At 56.0% G+C, this 18646-nt stretch carries 15 protein-coding genes and 5 pseudogenes; 9 read left to right on the top strand and 11 right to left on the bottom strand.

The features are described 5' to 3' along the window. Positions 1-127: pseudogene (locus K6N12_RS33110) on the top strand (nitrogenase); the annotation flags it as partial. Between the two features lie 88 nt (positions 128-215). Further along, positions 216-1562: an oxygen-independent coproporphyrinogen III oxidase gene (gene hemN / locus K6N12_RS33105; protein WP_018247211.1), complete on the top strand. Its 1347-nt coding sequence runs from the start codon at positions 216-218 to the stop codon at positions 1560-1562. Between the two features lie 550 nt (positions 1563-2112). Here hemN and K6N12_RS33100 read toward each other — a convergent pair. Both K6N12_RS33100 and K6N12_RS33095 read right to left on the bottom strand, forming a co-directional pair. Continuing rightward, positions 2113-2652: a hypothetical protein gene (locus K6N12_RS33100; protein WP_004679185.1), complete on the bottom strand. Its 540-nt coding sequence runs from the start codon at positions 2650-2652 to the stop codon at positions 2113-2115. Positions 2653-2780: 128 nt separating this feature from the next. Beyond that, positions 2781-3455 carry an MreC domain-containing protein gene (locus tag K6N12_RS33095; RefSeq protein WP_008536492.1) on the bottom strand — a complete coding sequence of 225 codons (675 nt, stop codon included), beginning with the start codon at positions 3453-3455 and terminating at the stop codon, positions 2781-2783. Positions 3456-4805: 1350 nt separating this feature from the next. Here K6N12_RS33095 and K6N12_RS33090 point away from each other — a divergent pair. The 6 genes and pseudogenes from K6N12_RS33090 (at position 4806) to nodD1 (ending at position 10586) form a co-directional block, all read left to right on the top strand. Beyond that, positions 4806-6863, top strand: a complete 2058-nt coding sequence (locus K6N12_RS33090; protein ID WP_004679190.1) for a carbamoyltransferase family protein — start codon at positions 4806-4808, stop codon at positions 6861-6863. Between the two features lie 402 nt (positions 6864-7265). Then, positions 7266-7712: an FkbM family methyltransferase gene (locus K6N12_RS33085; protein WP_269466793.1), complete on the top strand. Its 447-nt coding sequence runs from the start codon at positions 7266-7268 to the stop codon at positions 7710-7712. A gap of 74 nt (positions 7713-7786) precedes the next feature. Further along, positions 7787-8090 (top strand): annotated as a pseudogene (locus tag K6N12_RS33080) (transposase); the annotation flags it as partial. After that, positions 8056-8600: pseudogene (istB, locus tag K6N12_RS33075) on the top strand (IS21-like element helper ATPase IstB); the annotation flags it as partial. The pseudogenes K6N12_RS33080 and istB, both read left to right, overlap by 35 nt. Positions 8601-9142: 542 nt before the next feature. Continuing rightward, positions 9143-9475, top strand: a complete 333-nt coding sequence (gene nolE, locus K6N12_RS33070) for a nodulation protein NolE (protein WP_018247213.1) — start codon at positions 9143-9145, stop codon at positions 9473-9475. 166 nt (positions 9476-9641) lie between these two features. Further along, complete coding sequence (nodD1, locus tag K6N12_RS33065) at positions 9642-10586, top strand: transcriptional regulator NodD1 (protein WP_018247214.1); 945 nt, start codon at positions 9642-9644, stop codon at positions 10584-10586. Between the two features lie 268 nt (positions 10587-10854). Here nodD1 and K6N12_RS33060 read toward each other — a convergent pair. The 9 genes and pseudogenes from K6N12_RS33060 to nodB form a co-directional block, all read right to left on the bottom strand. Beyond that, positions 10855-11800, bottom strand: a protein-coding gene (locus tag K6N12_RS33060; RefSeq protein ID WP_165918605.1) for an IS630 family transposase whose coding sequence is annotated in 2 segments (ribosomal slippage) — positions 10855-11460 and positions 11462-11800 — 945 coding nt in all. Because the reading frame shifts where the segments join, the coding sequence is not laid out codon by codon here. A gap of 185 nt (positions 11801-11985) precedes the next feature. Continuing rightward, entirely contained in the window at positions 11986-12402 is a 417-nt protein-coding gene (locus K6N12_RS33055; RefSeq protein WP_004679201.1) for a cupin domain-containing protein, read from the bottom strand. 206 nt (positions 12403-12608) lie between these two features. Beyond that, a complete protein-coding gene (locus K6N12_RS33050; RefSeq protein ID WP_004679202.1) occupies positions 12609-13397 on the bottom strand; it encodes an ABC transporter permease in 789 nt (262 codons plus the stop codon). 3 nt (positions 13398-13400) lie between these two features. Continuing rightward, positions 13401-14315: a nodulation factor ABC transporter ATP-binding protein NodI gene (gene nodI, locus K6N12_RS33045; RefSeq protein WP_018247215.1), complete on the bottom strand. Its 915-nt coding sequence runs from the start codon at positions 14313-14315 to the stop codon at positions 13401-13403. 99 nt (positions 14316-14414) lie between these two features. Next, positions 14415-14707, bottom strand: a pseudogene (locus K6N12_RS33040) (carbamoyltransferase C-terminal domain-containing protein); the annotation flags it as partial. Positions 14708-14773: 66 nt separating this feature from the next. Beyond that, a complete protein-coding gene (locus K6N12_RS33035) occupies positions 14774-15031 on the bottom strand; it encodes a carbamoyltransferase N-terminal domain-containing protein (RefSeq protein WP_004679207.1) in 258 nt (85 codons plus the stop codon). Positions 15032-15067: 36 nt separating this feature from the next. Next, positions 15068-15685, bottom strand: coding sequence for a nodulation methyltransferase NodS (gene nodS, locus K6N12_RS33030; RefSeq protein WP_010028264.1), 618 nt, complete (start codon positions 15683-15685; stop codon positions 15068-15070). A 15-nt stretch (positions 15686-15700) separates the two neighbouring features. Then, positions 15701-17032 carry a chitooligosaccharide synthase NodC gene (gene nodC, locus K6N12_RS33025; protein ID WP_004679211.1) on the bottom strand — a complete coding sequence of 444 codons (1332 nt, stop codon included), beginning with the start codon at positions 17030-17032 and terminating at the stop codon, positions 15701-15703. Next, a complete protein-coding gene (nodB, locus tag K6N12_RS33020; protein ID WP_004679213.1) occupies positions 17032-17691 on the bottom strand; it encodes a chitooligosaccharide deacetylase NodB in 660 nt (219 codons plus the stop codon). The genes nodC and nodB overlap by 1 nt, the downstream gene beginning before the upstream one ends. A gap of 401 nt (positions 17692-18092) precedes the next feature. Between nodB and K6N12_RS34940 the strand changes: the two are divergent. Beyond that, positions 18093-18462, top strand: a pseudogene (locus K6N12_RS34940) (nodulation protein NodZ); the annotation flags it as partial. Positions 18463-18646: the final 184 nt, after the last annotated feature.

Here is an 18646-nt window from a genome sequence, read left to right as displayed (position 1 = left end):
AGACAAGGCGGCGAAGCGCCGCAAGAAGCACCTCAGCGTCGCAACGAGCGGCGACGAGCCTGGCGATGAGCCGAAGGCCCTTTCCGAATGCGACGTCAAATCGAACATCAAGTCCATTCCGGGCGTGGCATGTGCCCAATAGGACCAAGCTTTCGAAGGAAAAAAACGTGTCAAATATTGTATGTGAACGTGACACGGACTGCAGGCGAAAGTCTTTGCGCGCACCGTCGTCGATTTTCGTTCCGAACACAAATAGCGGGGTGCAGTTGCCTTGGTATACTATCTACCCAACAATACAGGAGTTTTCTTCAGAAATCGGCGCCCACACTCATGAGCAATGGCTGAGAAGCCAGGGAACTGATGACGCTGTCTCGCTCTATCTCCACATTCCATTCTGCCGCTCGATGTGCTGGTATTGTGGTTTTCCGACTAGCATCACTCGTCGGGACACTTTGATAACCAATTATCTAGCAATGCTGCGCGAGGAAATCCGCCTGGTCGCCGAGCAAGTGCCGCAGGCACTCTCAGTGGGTGACGTGCACTTTGGCGGCGGATCCCCGACCATTATGCCATCGGCAGACTTCCTGTCGCTAATGGAACTCCTGCGCGGCCGTTTTGCGATTGAGCGAGGTGCAACCATTGCCGTTGAGGTCGACCCGCGCACGTTCACCACCGATATGGCCGAAGCCCTAGAAAGGACCGGTGTGAATCGCGCAAGCGTCGGTGTGCAGAGCTTCGATCCCGTCGTACAAAAAGCGATCAACCGGATTCAGAGCGAGGCGCAAGTGATGACCGCCGTCGAAAACCTCCGCCTGTATGGGGTCAGGCGTATCAATTTCGACTTGATGTTCGGTTTGCCGAACCAAACCGTCCAGTCCTGTCTCGAGAGCGCTATGTTAGCTATTGCGATGCGTCCCGACCGCCTCGCGGTTTTCGGTTATTCCCACGTTCCATCTTTTCGAAAAAATCAGCGCTTGATTGACACAGCAGCACTGCCCGATATAGCCGCGCGAGCTGAGCAGGCCTCAGCCATGGCCGATACGTTAGTTGCAGCAGGCTATCTGCAAATTGGTCTCGACCATTTTGCTTTGCCGGATGACGAGCTTGCAATAGCACAGAGAGCTGGTCGTCTGCGCCGAAATTCGCTTGGTTACTCTGCCGAAACCTGCTCAACTGTCATCGGTTTGGGCGCGTCCGCCATTGGTCGTTGCGGCGACGGTTACGTTCAAAACGATCTCACGCAAAGCTGTTATAACCGGCACATAGCATCCGGCCGCTTGGCGATCTCAAGGGGCTACCGTTTAACTACCGAGGATCGCGTAAGAGCTGCAATCATCGAACAGCTCATGTGCTACTTGGAGGCGGACATATCAGCAATCTGTACGGCTCAGGGATTTGATCAGACCCATCTAGTGAGTTCAGCTAAGCAGCTAGAGATTCTGGCTGAGGATGGGATCGTTGAGTTTGACAACGGTTTAGTCCGTGTGCGGCACGAACGTCGCTCTGCCCTTCGCCATGTCGCTGCCGCGTTCGATGCTTATCTTGGCCGCCAGCCGATCTAGACTGGCAAACGGAGGGCCTTGGAGTGATCACATAATCGAGCTCGAGTTCGTCGAGATGTTAGGCAGGAGGCAAGCCCCCAATTGCTCGATTTTAAATCGATCGCTGAATTCGCAGTCCATGGCATGTGTCGGTCTCGATCGCGTCACAGTTCAGCTCTCGCCACTGGCAAAGAAATCCGCCGTCAAATATCGTGAAAGGTCTGGCGCAGCACGGCTTCACCGGCTCGGTTGAGCGCGCCAACTTGAAGCAGGCGACACCTTCGTTCAAAACGGACCAGACGCCCGGACAGTTCAGCTTGACGCCACCAATGCGGCTTCGATTGCGCAGGCGGCGGAGACGCGCATCCAGGAAACCTGCGGCAGGCTCGATGTCCACGGTGGCGATCGAGCGCGGTTAAATGCCTAGAACATGGCCTAAACACTCTTGTCGTTGATCTCGACGAAATGGGACCGTGTTCGGACCCCAATTATTTGTCCTTGCCGTACACAGGTGATGCTGCCGCTGGCTCCACTACATGCCCGGGGCGACAGGTTGTTGCACTGCGACAGGTCACCGTTCAAACCGCTCCAGCATTGTTCTCAACTGCGCGTTTTGCAGCCTTAGCTTTCTGGCTAGTTGCCTCCTGAGCACCCTGATGTCTTCGTCGAGGCTCATCTGGTCCGCAGTGTGAACTGCCGGGGCAGCGTTTGCAATCGCGGCTGATGCCTTCTTACGCGGGGCGACCTCGAGAGTTCGCTCGAGCCTCGTAGCATCGTGCCCAGCGGCGATGTCGGTACTAAGCCCGCCGAATGGAGGTGGATCGGCCGCCTCAACGTTTTTGGCATCTTGGCCTTCTACCTGATCGTGGCCACCGATTCCGACTTCCTTAGAAACGACAAACTCGGTGGAAATTGCAGGAGAATGGCCGTGACGGGGAGGCCCCTCGCTTGCCGGTCGAACGGCGCTTATCAGGCTCTTCTCGGCAGGCGTTTCGGTCGGACCGGCAATGGCCAATGTGTCCGGCGTAACCTTCTGGTCCGAACCGTTTTCTCGCTTTTGTTCGCGACCCGGTGAGATCAGTCGGGCAAGAAGTTTCCAGGGAGACGCCATCTATCCGACCTCGCGTTTTATCCCGCAAGCAGGCAGTGAGTTTGGGGTCCGGCAACAGCATTACCGTTGCCGAATTGTTTGTCTCGATAAGAATGTAGATACGGTCGCTTATTGACCGGCTGCTTATATCAATCGAGCTTGAGCCGTTTGCGCAGATCTTCATTTTCAGCGCGAAGTTTTTCAGCAAGAAGCTTGCGCAGCCGCTGATTTTCCTCTTCCAACTGCAAAAGGTCTGCCATTTCATCGCTCGCCGTCATCGGGGCAGCCGGCGCTGCCTGCACAGCCTTTGGAGCACGGTGCACAGGTGCGCGTTTGGCGCTCGCCGTGGCTTCGATAGCCTTTGTCTTGCGCCCTCTCCTCTTCACACCACCGTCCCCGGCCAGCGCAGCTGCCGGCTCTGCCGTAGCGTCAGCTAACGCGGTCTCGAGTGCCGCGACTTTTTTGGCGCGCGGTTTGCGCTGTTTCTTCGGCGCATTAGGCGTTTCGACAACGGTCTGTCCATCGACCTTGGTTGTCGTATTAGTCTCGTCGGCCATGCTCATCTCCTGTGTATCTGATGCAGTTGTCGACGGCCCGAGAGGCGCTGTCAACAACTGCTCGGCCTGATCTTGTTCCGGCAAAGACATTTCGCTGTCGGGTTTGCCACTCTGAGAGCTACCTGACAGAAAAGGCAATGCCTCTTCCTCTAGATCGCGCGCGACTGACTTTAGATCCACATTGCCCCAGATCGAGTTCGATCTGGCATCAAGTTTTCGCCTGCCGTTCTTGTACTCGACGGCAAAACTGCGTTGCACTTTTTTCAATATAAGAGGCCTTGGAGAATCCACGGGGTGGCTGATGTTATGCTGGAACAGCACGAATAGCGCCTACCGGACTACCAGTCTATACCCACGGTCTAGCCTGAGGCCAATTTTTTAGCGCCGCGTTATTTTTTGGAGTTACCGCGGCCTCTGCCGATTTATCGTCCCGGTCCCTAAGTGGTGAAGGAGCCGCGCACCAACCCAGGCTTCTCCTTCGTCGGCTGGCGCTTCAAAGACCAGATGCTGCGCACTCACGCCGGGGAAAATGTTGAAGCGCTTGGCCCACGTTTCGCGGCACTCGCAGCGGCGGTGCTGACCAAGACCGAACGCAGTTTCCTTGCAGCTAGCGCCGCCATTAGGCTCATTGATGTGCCGAGACGAACATGCGGCTTGGCTTTGTCGGCTGAAACAAGAGTAGCGAAGGAGTGTTGCTTTTATGACAAGACACGAGGAGTTTGTCGGTCGAATGTCACAGGCGGATCTGCCTTGCACACGGCCGCCATAGAGAGAAGGATGGGGTCGCCGCTCGCTTCACTGCTGAGTCACGCCATCGTTTTCGTGAATGCATTCCATCCAAACAATCGATTTTACTGATCGAAACGGTTGCCATTAGAAGACGCTGAAGAAGCGTTTTGTAAAAGCCGTAATTCGGAGTTCTTAAAATGGGTCCTCGGGTGCCGTGGAGACTGTGCTGGGAAAACGAGATGAGGCAGTCGGTCTGCTGCCTGGTCTCGATCGTTATCTTGCGCTCGACGTGATCGAGTAGAATCTTGGTCGTTGCTTCTCGACGTTTCAGTGGGCTCTCACGGGACGCACTTTTGCCCCGGTCGATGCCGCCTCCTATTCGTCTTCACCGCGCGCTGGTCATCTTTCTACTGCTTCCCCTTCTAGCGTTGTTGCAGATCGGTTCTCACGCCGTGGGCGCCGTTCGACGTGATTATCAATGGCGGTCCCACCGCGTGGTAGCTGAGTTCGGTACTGGCGCATATGCGAATGACGGAGGCCGGCGGCGGAATTCTGTGTGCTATGCCTCGGAGCCAACGCAGGCGCACTCGCCGCTGCAAGGATACGGTCTGCGACCTTTGTAGCGACCACCAAACGTCGTTGTGGCTGTCGGGCGGAAAGATGAAGGACTGGGTAATGTGGATACGTTACGCGGCGTTACTGCCGCAAATGCTTCGGTCTGGGGCTCTGTTAGCGCCGATTGTCGGCAATCTCACCGATCCGGTCACGATCTGATTTCGGCTTCGACCCGTGAACTCTAGCTGCACTGTCAAGCGCCACCCTATGAAACTACGAAAGCCGGTGGCCAGGCCAGAGCGACCTACCTTTCGAAACGAACTGGAGAGCAACATGCTGTGTCTAGGGCTCAGTGGCGGTCTAAGCAGAGTCTACGAAAATTCGTTCGATCTACCGAACACCTTTATGCACGATGGGGCTGCGGTTCTCGTTCGCGACGGGCGAGTGATAGCGGCGGTCGAGGAGGAGCGCCTTAACCGGATCAAGCACTCCAACAAGTTACCAACGCGTTCGATTCAATATTGCCTCGCATCTGCAGGTGTTCAGCTTAGCGACATCGACCGCATCGCGTATTATGCGACCGAGGCCTATTGCAACGCTGTGCTCGAGCGCGTGCGCCTCTCTTACCCAAGCACCCCAATACCGGATGCGAGACTGTTTTTGTGCGGCTTACTCGGGCAAGAATTTGGTGCCGAAATTGATCCCTCACGTGTGTCCTTCGTGAGCCACCATATGTCGCACGCCGTGAGCTCGTTTTTCATGTCGGGCTTCGAGCGAAGTTTGGTCCTCTCAATTGACGGCGGTGGAGACTTTCTTTCGGGGCTTTTGGCGATTGGTTCCAGCACGGAGATTGAGCCACTCGTGACATTCCCGGAGAATGATTCTCTAGGGCTGCTATACTTGGAAACGATCCGCTACCTAGGTTATGGCGCGTTCGATGAATATAAGATCATGGGTCTGGCACCTTACGGCAATCCCGCTTCGTACCGCGAGATCTTCGAACAATTTTACGAACTCCTAGACGACGGTGGTTATCGGGTCCATCTCGACCGAGTTGGTCCTACGTTGCTCAGTAACATTCAAATACGCCAGAAAGGCATGCCGTTCACGCAGCAGCATAAAGATGTGAGTGCTTCACTGCAGGAAGCACTGGAACGGATCGTGTTCCACGTCCTACGGCATTACACCAAGGTTACGGGCATCGAACGACTGTGTTTGGCCGGAGGAGTGGCACACAACTGCACTTTGAATGGCAAGCTGCTGTACTCGGGGATGTTTGACGACATCTTCGTGCAACCGGCGGCCCATGACGCTGGCTGCGCACTAGGCGCCGCATTGATGGCGTCTCATGATCTGGGGCATCCGGCACCTCGTGAGCGTTTGCAAAACGTCTATTGGGGACCCGACCTGGAGAGCGAAGGAAGCGTGGAGGAGGAACTTTTTGCTTGGGGCCAGCATCTCGAAATTGAACGCAGTGATGACGTGACAGGCAAAGCAGCCGAATGGATTGCGGATGGCGCCGTGATCGCCTGGGTGCAGGGGCGTTCGGAGTTCGGTCCACGGGCGCTAGGCAACCGGAGTATTCTTGCTGAACCGAGGCCGGCGTCAAACAAGGATCGAATTAATATGATGGTCAAGAAGCGGGAAGGCTACCGCCCATTTGCTCCCTCGGTATTGGAGGAGGACGCCGTGGAATTCTTTGATCTGCCAGGTACCTTGCGCAAATTTCCTTTTATGAATTTCGTAGTGTCTGTGCGCGAACCCAAGCGTAGTTCGCTAGGCGCCATCACGCACGTAGATGGTACGGCTCGTTTGCAGACAGTGTCACGCGAGACAAATCCCGCATATTGGGAGCTAATCAATGCTTTCGGGAAGCGAACCGGCGTTCCGATCTTGCTCAACACGTCGTTTAACAACAACGCCGAGCCGGTAGTAGATTCGGTTAGGGATGCCGTAACGACTTTTTTGACGACCGACCTGGATGCACTTGTGATCGGTCCATTTCTCGTCAAGAAGCGAATCTCAACGATGGAGGAGTGGAATAAACTAGCAGTTTCCTTGCCACCTTACGCAAGTCTCCATCAGGCGCGTGCATATTCCACCCTGGATCGGCAAGAGACTGTATGTGAGATCCGCACAGGCGCCTCCAGCCTGCAGGCCGTGCGTATTTCACCGGAGTTGTTTGAACAGCTAATTAGGATTGAGGGAGAAGCCCTGGTTGGAGACATTTTGGATGGAATCGCGCCGGTTTCAGGTAGTCGTGAGACTTTCCTAAATGAACTTCGGCAGATTTGGGAGCAGCGTTGCATATGCTTAAGCCCGGTACGTGGCCGCAAATCACAGGTATCCGTCCCCGCTGAGGCCTCGGTGACTAGTGGGCTTTCAGCATAGCTTGGGGTCGCTTCGTTACGCCAAACAAACTCGCGAATAACAAAGCCCGCGACAGACAATGCGCCGTGCCCACCTATCGCACGGCGAAGCGTCAACAACCATGTCGAAAGAAGGGCCAAATGGCTCGGTATTTCAGTGATATCCTGCCCGAGCTCGTTCAGCAGTGGCACTTCGAAAACTTAAGGAGAATGTGATGGATCCGGTGTGTGGGTTAGACGTACATCGACAGATCGTTTCGCTTCTCGATAAGCCTAACCCTGTAATCTTTGACATTGGGTGCAATGACGGAAGCGATGCTCAACGCTTTCTGCGCCTTCTTCCGAGCGCCCAGCTCTATTGCTTTGAGCCAGACCCCAGAGCCGCTGCACGCTTCAAGGAAAAATGGGTTCTGATCGGGATCGGATGAGGCTATCCGAGGTTGCGATCAGCGACCGAAACGCGAGGATCGAGTTTCATCCCAGCAATGGCAATGACAGCGCTAAGGAATGGGATCTCTCGGGCTCGATACGCCGTCCCAAGAACCATCTTTCTGAGTACGAGTGGGTTCGGTTTGACCCTCCGATTTCGGTTGAGACTAGGAGGCTGGATGACTGGTGCAGCGAAGCTGGCCTAGAGAACATAGATCTCATCTGGATGGATGTGCAGGGAGCCGAGGCCGACGTTATTGCCGGTGGCAATCAGATCCTGATGAGAACGCGTTACATATATGCTGAGTATAGTGATCATGAGCTCTATGAAGGTCAGCTTCCCCTGCGCGCCATTCTTGAGCTCTTACCTTCCTTCCAGGTGGTAGTTGAGTATCCCCGAGGAGTGGAGGGTGACGTTTTGCTTAAAAACTCAAGCCTATAGCCGGTTCCCTTTTTGGGATTCAAGAACCGCGCGAGTTTGCCGGAGGCTTCAACTCATGAGAGATTGGAGCCGATATGAGCAAGACAACGAACAATTTCTCGCCTGAAGTCCTCCGCATGGTGCTGGATCACGAAGCCGAGCACCCCGCGCGGTGGGCTGCCGTTTCATCTATCGCGGCCAAGATCGGTTTCTTGCCGGCCACGCACGCTGCACGAATGGGTGAAGAAGACCGAGGTCGATAGCGGTAAGCGAGCAGGCCGGCCGAACGATGTCGCTGAGAATATGAAGGCTCTTGAGCGGGAGAGCCGCGAGCTTCGTCAGGCCAACGCGATTGTGCGCAAAGCGTCGGCGTATTTTGCCCAGGCGAAACCTGCCACCGGAAAAGACGCTCGACAGCTTTGATTTTGATGCAGTCCCTATGCTCTCCAGGCCCAGGTCATGGCCATTGCCGCTGGCGACAGCTGGGTCGCGAAAGGTGCCAATATCCTCATGTTCGGTACGCCGGGCGGCGGAAAGAGCCATCTCGCCGCGGCCCTCGACCTCGCGCTGATCGAGAACGGTTGGCGGGTGCTGTTCACTCGCACGACCGACCTCGTCCAGAAACTGCAGGTCGCACGGCGTGAACTCCAGCTCGAATCCGCCGTCGCAAAGCTCGACAAGTTCGATCTGCTTATCCTCGACGACCTGGCCTACGTCACTAGGACCAGGCCTAAACCCGCGTGCTCTTCGAACTCATCTCCGCAAGATATGAGCGGCGCTCCATCATCATCACCGCCAATCAGCCCTTTGGAGAATGGAACCGCGTCTTTCCGGACCCGGCCATGACGCTTGCCGCGGTGGACCGACTTGTTCATCACGCTACGATCATTCGAAATGAACGTCGAAAGCTAACGGCGACGTTCCGCGATGGAAGCCAAACGTGGTCGACCCAGCCGGCTTGCGGCCATTACCTCTATCTCATTGCAAAACGATGACACTGAAACGTCAGGAATCCGGTCTTCTCCATACAAGGCAGCCGATCGAACAAAATGTCGTAGCCTGACGGGAGACGCAGGGGTGTCCCTCCCGCATGCGGCGCCCTTTGCTATCCCGGATGAAGGGGATGGCGGCAACGACATGCGCAAGCCCACTGAGGATAGAAGGACTGGGTGAAAAGACGCCCCTGAAAACAGTGGGTTTGGCGACACTTGTTGGTTCGGGCAGGCAAGACGTCGTCTACATGCATCGAATGGATGACTCGCATTTAAACAATAGATTTCACCAATTTTCGCGGATGCTCCATAGACGGCCGTCTCCACTCCACCGGGTATGATCCGTTGAAAGGCTCTCAACCAATCCAACAACGCCTGTAGCCCCGAAGCACTGGCGGCGGGAATGGCATCAATCCTACCTGGTATCGCCTGGCCTTAGCCGAAGAAAGGAAACGTCTCATGAAGGTTACTGGTTACTACGTCATCGTTGCAGCGTTGCTCGCATTGGCATTGCGGGCCGGGCCGTCACTTGCAGCAGATGATCGTAACCAAGATTGCGGCCCGGCGACAAGTGACCCCCGCGCAAACCTGAATGGTGCTGACAAAGCCCATTCAGCGGAGCACACTCAAGACTTCAATTGCCAAGATACTCCTGCCGAAGAAGGTGAGTGCTACGAGTGCGTCTTACCCCCCGAAGTACGTATTGAAGGCGCCGAAGTGATCGACGTCGCAGACCGAAACTTTTATCCGCGGAAAACACTGCTACTCGCCAGAATGATCAGGCACCACTGAATCGTGTCGGTTGAAGGTAGCAGTAAGACCATCAAAGCCACGGCGGCTGGAACATCGATACTTTCTCAATTTTAGGCGACCCTTTGCTTGCTGATCTCTCGTGGCGCCGCATTGCGACACCAAGCCTTTTCACCTTTTATCTCGCCACCTCGCTACGGATGAAGACATGCGGTTCAAGGGCCTTGATCTGAATCTCCTCGTCGCACTCGACGCCCTGATGACCGAGCGTAATCTCACGGCGGCAGCGCGCAGCATCAACTTGAGCCAACCGGCCATGAGCGCGGCCGTCGGCAGGTTACGCACCTATTTCAATGACGACCTTTTTACCATGGTCGGTCGCGAACTCGTTCCAACCCCGCGTGCGGAGCGGCTCGCGCCTTCGGTCCGCGAGGCTCTGCTTCACATCCAGGTCTCGATCATATCTTGGGATCCGTTTTGCCCTGCTCAATCGGATCGCTGCTTCAGAGTTATTCTTTCCGATTACGCCGCACTCGTTTTTTTTGAAAAGGTCGTGACGCGTGTCGCCCGAGAAGCGCCCGCCGTCAGCTTCGAGTTGCTGCCGATCGCCGATAACTACGATGAGTACTTGCGGCGCGGTGACGCCGATTTTCTCATCTTTCCGGAATTGCTCATGTCGCGCGCACATCCTAAGGTGGCGTTATTCGAGGAGACCCTCGTGTGCGTGGGCTGCCACTCGAACAAGCTACTCTCGGAGCAACTTACACTCGAGAGGTATATGTCGATGGGACACGTTGTGGTGAAGTTTGGGAACGCTAGGACGGCTTCCTTCGAGGAATGGTGTTTGCTTGGGCATGGGCTTAAGAGACATGTCGAAGTAGTCGTGCAGGGCTTCAGCATGGTTCCGTTCATGCTTTCAGGGACCGAGCGCATAGCGACAATGCCCTTACGCCTGGTCAAGCAGCTCGAAAAGACAATACCCCTGCGGATCGCCGACCTTCCGCTACCGCTGCCCGCGTTCACACAGGCCCTCCAATGGCCCGCGCTTCACAATAGTGGTCAGGCAAGCCTCTGGATGCGGGACGTGCTATGTCAGGAAGCATCCCGCATGCCCTCGCCCCATGAGGTAATGAGACGTCTCAGGATTTCCTAGCATTCTTTCGTGGTTTTGTCGTTCGGCGTGATTCATGGCGTCGGAATGAGGAGCCTCTTTGAGACGTCGCCGCTACAGTCTCACGGATGATCGATCCTGTCCCGCTGGCCCAACAGCCGCGCTGACTGACGACCAAGTATGGAGGAACTGGACAGATGCTCTCCTACGCCCGCCGTTCAACGACCAATGAAACAACCTCCTCGACAGTTTGTCGACGACGCAAGTCGAAGGTTCACGCAGCTCCAATCGACATTAGAGTCTGTCAGGGTTATTCTGAACCATACCCTGCATGTCTGAGGTAGTTGGAGCACTCCTGGGGACTGAACGCCTTCAAGAGTTCTCCAATGCGTCTCCATGTAGTTTCAACGGTTCGTTCGTCTGCCTTTCTGACGAGTGTCTTGAGCTTTGCGAACATCATCTCGATGGGATTGAGGTCGGGGCTGTAGGGCGGCAGGAAAAAGAGATGTGCACCGACATCTCGGATCGCATCGCGGGCCGGCTTTCCCTTGTGGCTTCCCAGATTGTCGAGGATGACGATGTCACCGGATTTGAGTGTCGGGACCAGACATTGGCGAACCCATGCGGTAAAAGCGATGCCATTGATGGGACCATCGAGGACGAAGGGGGCAACGATGCTATCGCGGCGTAAGCCGGCCAGGAAGGTCAGTGTCTTCCAATGACCATGAGGGACTTTTGCAATGAGGGGCTCTCCCCGCTGACACCAGCCGCAGGTGCGCGTCATGTTGGTCTTGACCCAAGTCTCGTCGATGAAGACGAGACGGTCCGGATCAGGCCGGTGCTGATGGGTCTTCCATCGCATCCGGAACCGGGCCACCTTCGGGCGGTCTTGCTCGCTTGCCACCATCGTTTTTTTTGAAGGTCTTGCCTTCGCTGCGCAGAAAGCGCCAGACGGTGTCGTGAGACACGTTGATCCCCGCAGCCTTCAGGTCCGCCGACAGTGCGCGCACCGTCCAGTCGGACTTGACTTGTAGCCGCTGACGCACTGCATCGGCGGCCGCACCCCTCAGTGTCGGTTTGACATAGCCGCCGATCTTCGCCGGCACCAGGCCTTTACCTGAACGATCGAGTTGTCCGATCCGCACCGCTGTCGCAGCCGATATGCCAAACCGCTCCGCTGCGGCGCGAACCGTAATGCCATCACTCAACGCTGTCGCAATGCGCGTTCGCAAATCCAGAGAAAGAGGTCGCACCATCATTGCCGGCCTCCACACCAGCAATGACCTTGAATCACAAAATTGAAGGCAAGGGAATCTCCGCACGATTCCGATTAGCGCTGACAGACTCTAGCAAGGAGCGGCAAACCAACCCCTAATATGGGACGGGTTCACCACATCCGAGCCGTGGCGCCAGATTGCCCTCCGGTGATACCTCAACGTCTTTATTTTTGCGGCAGAACATTCTCACTGCCCTTTTCCACCTGATCGATCACGAGCAGCTTTACCGGCTCGGTGCCGTTGTTCGCCCCTTTATGCCATATCCCCCAGGACTCGACGATAAAATTCCCTGCCGTGAAAATGCTTTCTTTCCCAGATTCTGTATTGGTGACCGTGATCTCCCCGGAAAGCACATAGCCATAGCGCTGATAGCGATGCTGATGAATTGGCAACGTCGCACCGGGCGCAATCTCATAAATCGAAGCGATGACCTCGACATCCTTCCGTGGAACGATGATGGGCTGACCGGCAATCGTACGATCGGTCCTTAAGATAGGCGTAGCCGCGACCGCATTGTTTTCGAACGCGTTCGCGGGACACGCCAGAGCAAAGAGCGCCGTAGCGATTGAGATGACCTTCATTTGCTTTTCTCCTGATACACGCCGGATCTTCCTGAAGGGTGTTTGCTTCCGAGTTCGGCCAGTTGCAGAGCGACAAACCTGCATCGTCTCACCGGCGCCGACACGGGTTCATTTGTTCCCGGACTATGATGATTATCTTCAGAGCTCTGCGGGTCTTTTCAAGATACTGCATCGCAATACCCCTCATGGCGTGGTGGCGAGTAGCGTCAAGACATCAGGCGCCGACGCAACAGCGCTGCCGACAGGAAGAACGGCAAAATCGCGTAGATGCAAAGCGCGCCTATATGCATGCCCATGCTGCCCGCGGGGCGCCCAAGCATTGCCGGGCGTATGAGGTCGATCGCATGCGCTAGAGGCAAGAACTGCGCTACCTGCTGAAAGGCCTGGGGCAGTTGCGCGATTGGAAACACCGCGCCGCACAAGAACAGCATTGGTGTCAGGACGAGCGTCTGGTAAAAAATGAAATACTCGTAACTGGGCGCAAGCGCCGTGACTACCATCGCAAGGCTCGCGAATGCAAATCCAGTGAGCATGATAACTGGCAGCACATAGACGACTGATGGCCACGTCGTATAGCCTAGCACGGTGGCGACGATTATGATTCCCGTACCGGCAAGAAATGCCTTGCTCGCTGCCCATGCCAACTCACCCAGGATGATGTCCCCAAGTGTCATTTGTGTGTAGAGCATGGCTTCCCAGGTGCGTTGGGCGTGCATTCGCGTAAAGGCCGCGTAAATCGTCTCGAACGTCGCAGAGGTCATCGCACTTGTCGCCACCATGCCGCCCGCCAAGAACGCAACGTAAGTTGTGCCGTCAACGCGACCCACAATAATTCCGAGGCCAAGGCCGAGGCCAAAAAGGTAGATCATAGGATCGGCCAGACTTCCAACAATTGACGCAAGTGCTACTTTCTTCCATGCCAGATAGTTGCGTCGCCATATCGCAATCCAGTTAAAAGCGTTGGCGGGCAGAGCCGCGGCACAACCTTCACCCATCGTTCACTTCTCCATCTCGCGCCCGGTCAACCGCAAAAACACATCCTCAAGATTCGGCGGACGCTGCAGAATGCGCAAGCCCGCGCGCTCCCGCAACCGCACACGCACCTGCTCCGGGTCGGACACATAGCAAAAAAGGGTCTCGCCGCTAATTTCGACGCGATCGGCATATGGCCCGACCAGCGATTCCAATTCATGCGGATCGCCGCCGTAGATCTCAATGACTTCGCACCCGATCAGTTCATCGATCAGGTCATGCGGACGCCCTTCGGCAATGCTGCGACCTCTTTCGAGTACGCAGAGTCGATCGCATAGCCGTTCGGCCTCTTCCATGAAATGGGTGGTCAAGATGATCGTTTTGCCGCGCGTAAGCAGGGAACGCAGGCGCTCCCAGATCAGGTGGCGCGCGTGCGGGTCGAGACCGGTGGTCGGCTCGTCCATGACAAGTAGCTGCGGGTCATTGATCAACGCACGCGCTAGCGTCAGGCGCCGCTTCATGCCGCCTGAAAGTTCAGACACACGCGCATTCACCTTGCTCTCTAGGCGTGCAAACTCAAGGAGCGACGGCATGACCGCCTCGACTTTGCGTGTATTCATGCCGAAGTAGCGGCCGTAGACCAGCAGATTCTCGCGCACAGTGAATTCAGGCTCAAGGTTGTCGAATTGCGGCACCACGCCGATACCCTTTCGCGCCAAGCGAGCCTGGGCAGGCACCGGCACGCCGAGCACAGTAATCTTCCCCGCATCAGGGGCTGTCATGCCAAGGATCATGCGTGCGATCGTGCTCTTGCCCGCGCCGTTCGGTCCAAGCAGCCCGAAGCATTGCCCCGGAGAAACGCGGAACGATAGCGCGTTGACCACGGCCTTGTCGCCATATGTCTTGCTTACGTCGGAAAAATCTATTGCGGACATGAACATGCGCTCATCTGACCGTCGGGCGCCGTTGACTGGCATTTCTTCGGTTGGTTGTGTTCTTCTTGGTCCATCGCACCGTATGTGTTCATTGCGTCTCCATTAAAGGGCCGCAGCAGCATCCGGGAAAACGCCTCGTCCGTGGTAATTGGCACTCGTGTTGCAGAGCAGCCGAATGTCCCTGAGCTTGTTACATTCGAAGAGTAGCTCGGCGACTTCACGGAGAGAGTGCCTGGGATGGTCTGCAATCGTGCAGATTCATCGAGATGGACAACAGCCGGAATTCTGTCCTGGCATCTCATCCGCGTCTGATGCTTAAACAACATTTCACAATCCGGAGTTCGAGGGATGACTATATAAGGCGCACGCTCCTCCAGGCAGATCGGCGCCACGAGGCGGAGCCACGGGCTGCGGTGGCCGCGCGGCACCTATCACGATAATAGTTCTTGCAGGGAAATGCCCTGTCATTGGAACGAGACCGGGGCCCTCGACGGATTCGAGAGAACTGTCAGCATTGCACCCCTTCCATCGATGATTTGATCAATAACGCGTTGATCCGGACCGTGTTGCGCCAATGCGGCGCCAATCACGTCGAGATTGTCTAGAGTTTCATATCGCGGGTCGTTGCCCCGCTTCTCCTGCTCGACGCAGGAGGCGAGCCACCCATCCTCGACAAGCGCGTCCGCTCCGTCACGGGTCAATTTTGTACCACAGACGCGCATAGTGTCTCCATGTCTGAACGTCGAGGGTTGGGGCCGTTAAGAGGCAGAAATCGGATTCCGGAAACAGGCGAGTAAGCAATCTTCGTTGACCGACCCACCCCGACACTCAAGCCGCTCTAGCTCGAGCAAAGTTTCGTTCAGCATGCCGAGGACCGTCTCAGCACCAGCAACGTGGCCCCAGCGACGACAATTGGCGTCGCGCGCCGATCCGAAAACCAGATATCCACCTGGCGCAAGCATCCGCACTAAATTCCGAACAGCCCCTCTCATCTCGGCTATTCCTCCAACGTAGTAGAGCACTTCCGCCACAACGATCAAATCAAACCTCTCGTCAGGTGAAAACTGTTGAACATCAGAGACTATCCAGCTGATGTGCGGAGAATCCCTCATGCGTCGACGCGATCTTTCTATAGCGTGAGGCACAACATCGATCACGGTGAGCCGTTTGCAGTGGGGGGCTAGCTGCACCGTAAATGCGCCGGCAGCGCATCCCACTTCGAGCGCATTTGAGATGGATCCCTGGGCAAGCGCCAAGCGGAGCATTTGCGTGTGACGCTCACGCTCGAATGGATTGGCGTCGAGTCCCCATGGATCGGGTGCAGCCAGTTCCCGATTCAGCAATTGATAATTGTCGCTCTGTGTCAACTCGTTCACCTCGGTAAATAGATCTTACTCGTCGCTGCACATGCAGTCAGACGTCGTTCGCCTGGCAGAATCGCGGGCGGGGTTGAGCCTTCGAGGCGCTGTCGCATGTCCAGAACATTCTGTAGTGCGCGCATCAGTCGCCGGATGTTGATTCGAGTTGCCAGCAGAGCTGCGCGACAGCCAGTCGCTATTGCTCAGCGTGCACAGCGCGTAGGCTTTCAAGGGCAGTAGCAGAAAAATATTGATGAATGCATGCAGAGAGAACCCGAGGAACCGTCGTTGGCGGGCCCGGAGCGCGACAACGCTGCAGTGGATCATCGTCATGGCCACGATCATCAGGGATGCCAACCAAGGCACGGTGCCCGTCAATGCAAGCTGTGCGAGCCCCGTCAGCACTGATAGTGCCAGAAGCAGCGGTCCGAGGTTCTGTCCGACAACGTCGAGCGTAAGGAAGCGATGGAGGTTGGGCAGCAGGCGCAGCCCAAGCAACGTGTCCCGGTACGTGCTCCGCGCCCAGCGTAGTTGTTGGCGCAGATACGGTCCTAGCTTGTTCGGAACGACTGTCGCTGCGATGGCGCTCGGCACGTACTCCGTTCGAAAGCCTGCCTTCAGCATAAGAATGGTGAGATGCCGATCCTCACCGAAATCGCTTGGCTTTCCCCGAAAATACTGTGATTCGTACTGGTCAAGCAGCGAAGCGAGCGCAGAGCGACGGTAGATAGCACATGGACCGCAGCAGCACATAACGGCTCCGAAGCGAGCTTGTGCCGCACGCTCCTCGTTGCAAGCCAGCCAGTACTCCATATCGATCAAACGGGTCAGCCAACTATCGTTTCGGTTGCGGGCCGTCAACTGTCCCATGGCCGCGCCGACAGCCGGATCTTGCATTTTAGGCACGAGCTTCCTGATGACGTCAGATGCGAGGATCGTGTCGGAGTCGACGTTTAACACCATATCTCCAGCAGAGCGGCGTATCGCGGCGATCTGTGCCTTCCGTTTACCAACATTCTGGGGAAGCAGGAGAATATTGAATCTGGGGTCTCGTGCGAAGGCCTCGTGCACAGGTCGCAAAGCCTCGCGATTTTCGGAACCGTCATCAACTAGGTAAACCTGCAGCCTTCCCCCGTATTCCTGACCCGCAATAGAAGCCAGGCACTCCGAAAGCGTGCGGGGATCCTCGTTGAAGCTTGGCACGATGACATCTACGCTGGGCAGCTCCTCAAAGCCGGCCAAGCTCTGGGACGCCAATGAAACATCGGTCGGCAGAGAATAAACGGCCTGCACGCTTTTATAAGCAGTCGAGAGAAGTGCATAAAGCGAGACGGCGACAGTGCTGGTTGTGTCAAGCATATCCATCAGAACTCCCGAGGAAGCGAGCGGAATACAAAGCCGCGATCATGCAAAGCTGGAATTATGCTAGATAACGCCATGATAGTCTGGTGGCGCAGACTGCGGTCAGTTCCTTGTTGCATTTCACTGGAGGGACAACCGTCGTGCAAGAGCACGATTGACCCCGGCCGGACAGACTGCAGCACATCATTGACAATGCCGTCGGCCCCGGGAAGAGACCAGTCTCGCGGATCTACCGACCAGTGCACGGCAGTGAGTTCCGCATTCGCCGAAACCTTGAGCACTTCTTCGGTCCAGATGCCGTAAGGAGCCCGGATGTGCCGCACCACCGCCTGAGGCGACGCCATTTTTATGGCTCTGTTTGTCTCGAGTATCTGACGTTGCACCTCGTCGGGTTCGCAGTCAGACAGGTCTGGATGCGTCATTGTGTGGTTGGCGACTTCATGTCCCTCTGCAATCATTCGCTGGATCAATTTAGATTGATCGGCCAGGAACTCGCCGATGACGAAGAATGTTGCCGGCACCCGGTGTTCAGCCAGAATATCGAGAATCTCCGGTGTACAAAATGGATGCGGACCGTCGTCGAACGTCAAATAAACGCTGTGACTACCAGTGCCGTCATCGCGCTCACCGTGCACTTCGCACGAGCAATCGAGGTGCGTCATTGCTCTCGTCCTTTCCGGTAAATTATCCTGGTGGCATTCGGAGACCGGCCACCAAAGGGTAGGATGATGACGCCGCGCGTGGACGCAGGTCGAAACGCGCGCGTGGCAGCGTGTAGCGTACGCCGTTTCCCCAAAATAGCGGTCACCAGGCCGCCTCGTCTGAATCTGTCAATACCGCGGCTCGTTGCGGACTGTACCGAGTGCGATTGGTGGTGAACCCCCGAGCTGTCGACGATTGCAAGGTGATGCAATGGGCTGATCGACCGCTTATGCAAGCATTACATTCCAAAGCCACACATTTGACCCCTCTACACCACTGGGCGCGCCATCGACGACTTGATTTCCGTCAAGATGCTCGTCTAATGGATCACGCCATTCAATTCGTAAAATCGATTGTTTGGATGATACCCATTCACAGCATAGATAAAATTCGAGCTCCACGGTTCCTGCTAACGGACCGAGCCTGTTGTCGTGACTGGCGGGGGACTTGCGTCGTCGTTCCCTGGAAGAACTTATGAGCCGATTCAAGATATTGCTGGCGTACGGGTTATTTGCGATGACCAGATCACCAGTTCTCATTTCCGGGACCGTTCTTCCCATCATGGTGGAACAAGCCCTCAATCGAGAGTGTTTACCGCCCCGATGAACAAATTTTCCGGGAACGTGAACCGAGCTTCTTTAAGCCCAGGACGATACTGATGCTAACACGGTAGTTTGTGATGCCTGTTAATGTGGCGGTGCGACCAAGCTGCCGAACGCCAGATATTTCAGATGACCTGCCACTGAATTTTCATCCGGCGGCGATTAGAGCCTCGGCGGTCTTTGAAACGCTCCCAAACGTTGGACCACCGGATGCTAGAGTTTTCCGGCTTCATTCAGGGAGGCGGGCTGGTTGCGCCTCCCGAATTCACCAACGAGATCGGCACCTTGTTGCCGATCGCACCATGAGGTCTTT

The organism is Rhizobium redzepovicii, from assembly GCF_019793435.1.
GTDB lineage: Bacteria > Pseudomonadota > Alphaproteobacteria > Rhizobiales > Rhizobiaceae > Rhizobium > Rhizobium redzepovicii.
This window is presented reverse-complemented; position numbering and strand designations above follow the sequence as displayed.

Bases quoted from the DNA above. Each gene is read 5' to 3' on its own strand.
- nodC (WP_004679211.1), bottom strand. From the start codon at position 17,032: ATGGATATGCTTGACACAACCAGCACTGTCGCCGTCTCGCTTTATGCA.
- K6N12_RS33055 (WP_004679201.1), bottom strand. From the start codon at position 12,402: ATGAAGGTCATCTCAATCGCTACGGCGCTCTTTGCTCTGGCGTGTCCC.
- K6N12_RS33035 (WP_004679207.1), bottom strand. From the start codon at position 15,031: ATGCGCGTCTGTGGTACAAAATTGACCCGTGACGGAGCGGACGCGCTT.
- K6N12_RS33050 (WP_004679202.1), bottom strand. From the start codon at position 13,397: ATGGGTGAAGGTTGTGCCGCGGCTCTGCCCGCCAACGCTTTTAACTGG.
- K6N12_RS33090 (WP_004679190.1), top strand. From the start codon at position 4,806: ATGCTGTGTCTAGGGCTCAGTGGCGGTCTAAGCAGAGTCTACGAAAAT.
- nolE (WP_018247213.1), top strand. From the start codon at position 9,143: ATGAAGGTTACTGGTTACTACGTCATCGTTGCAGCGTTGCTCGCATTG.
- K6N12_RS33085 (WP_269466793.1), top strand. From the start codon at position 7,266: ATGAGGCTATCCGAGGTTGCGATCAGCGACCGAAACGCGAGGATCGAG.
- nodB (WP_004679213.1), bottom strand. From the start codon at position 17,691: ATGACGCACCTCGATTGCTCGTGCGAAGTGCACGGTGAGCGCGATGAC.
- nodD1 (WP_018247214.1), top strand. From the start codon at position 9,642: ATGCGGTTCAAGGGCCTTGATCTGAATCTCCTCGTCGCACTCGACGCC.
- K6N12_RS33100 (WP_004679185.1), bottom strand. From the start codon at position 2,652: ATGGCGTCTCCCTGGAAACTTCTTGCCCGACTGATCTCACCGGGTCGC.
- nodI (WP_018247215.1), bottom strand. From the start codon at position 14,315: ATGTTCATGTCCGCAATAGATTTTTCCGACGTAAGCAAGACATATGGC.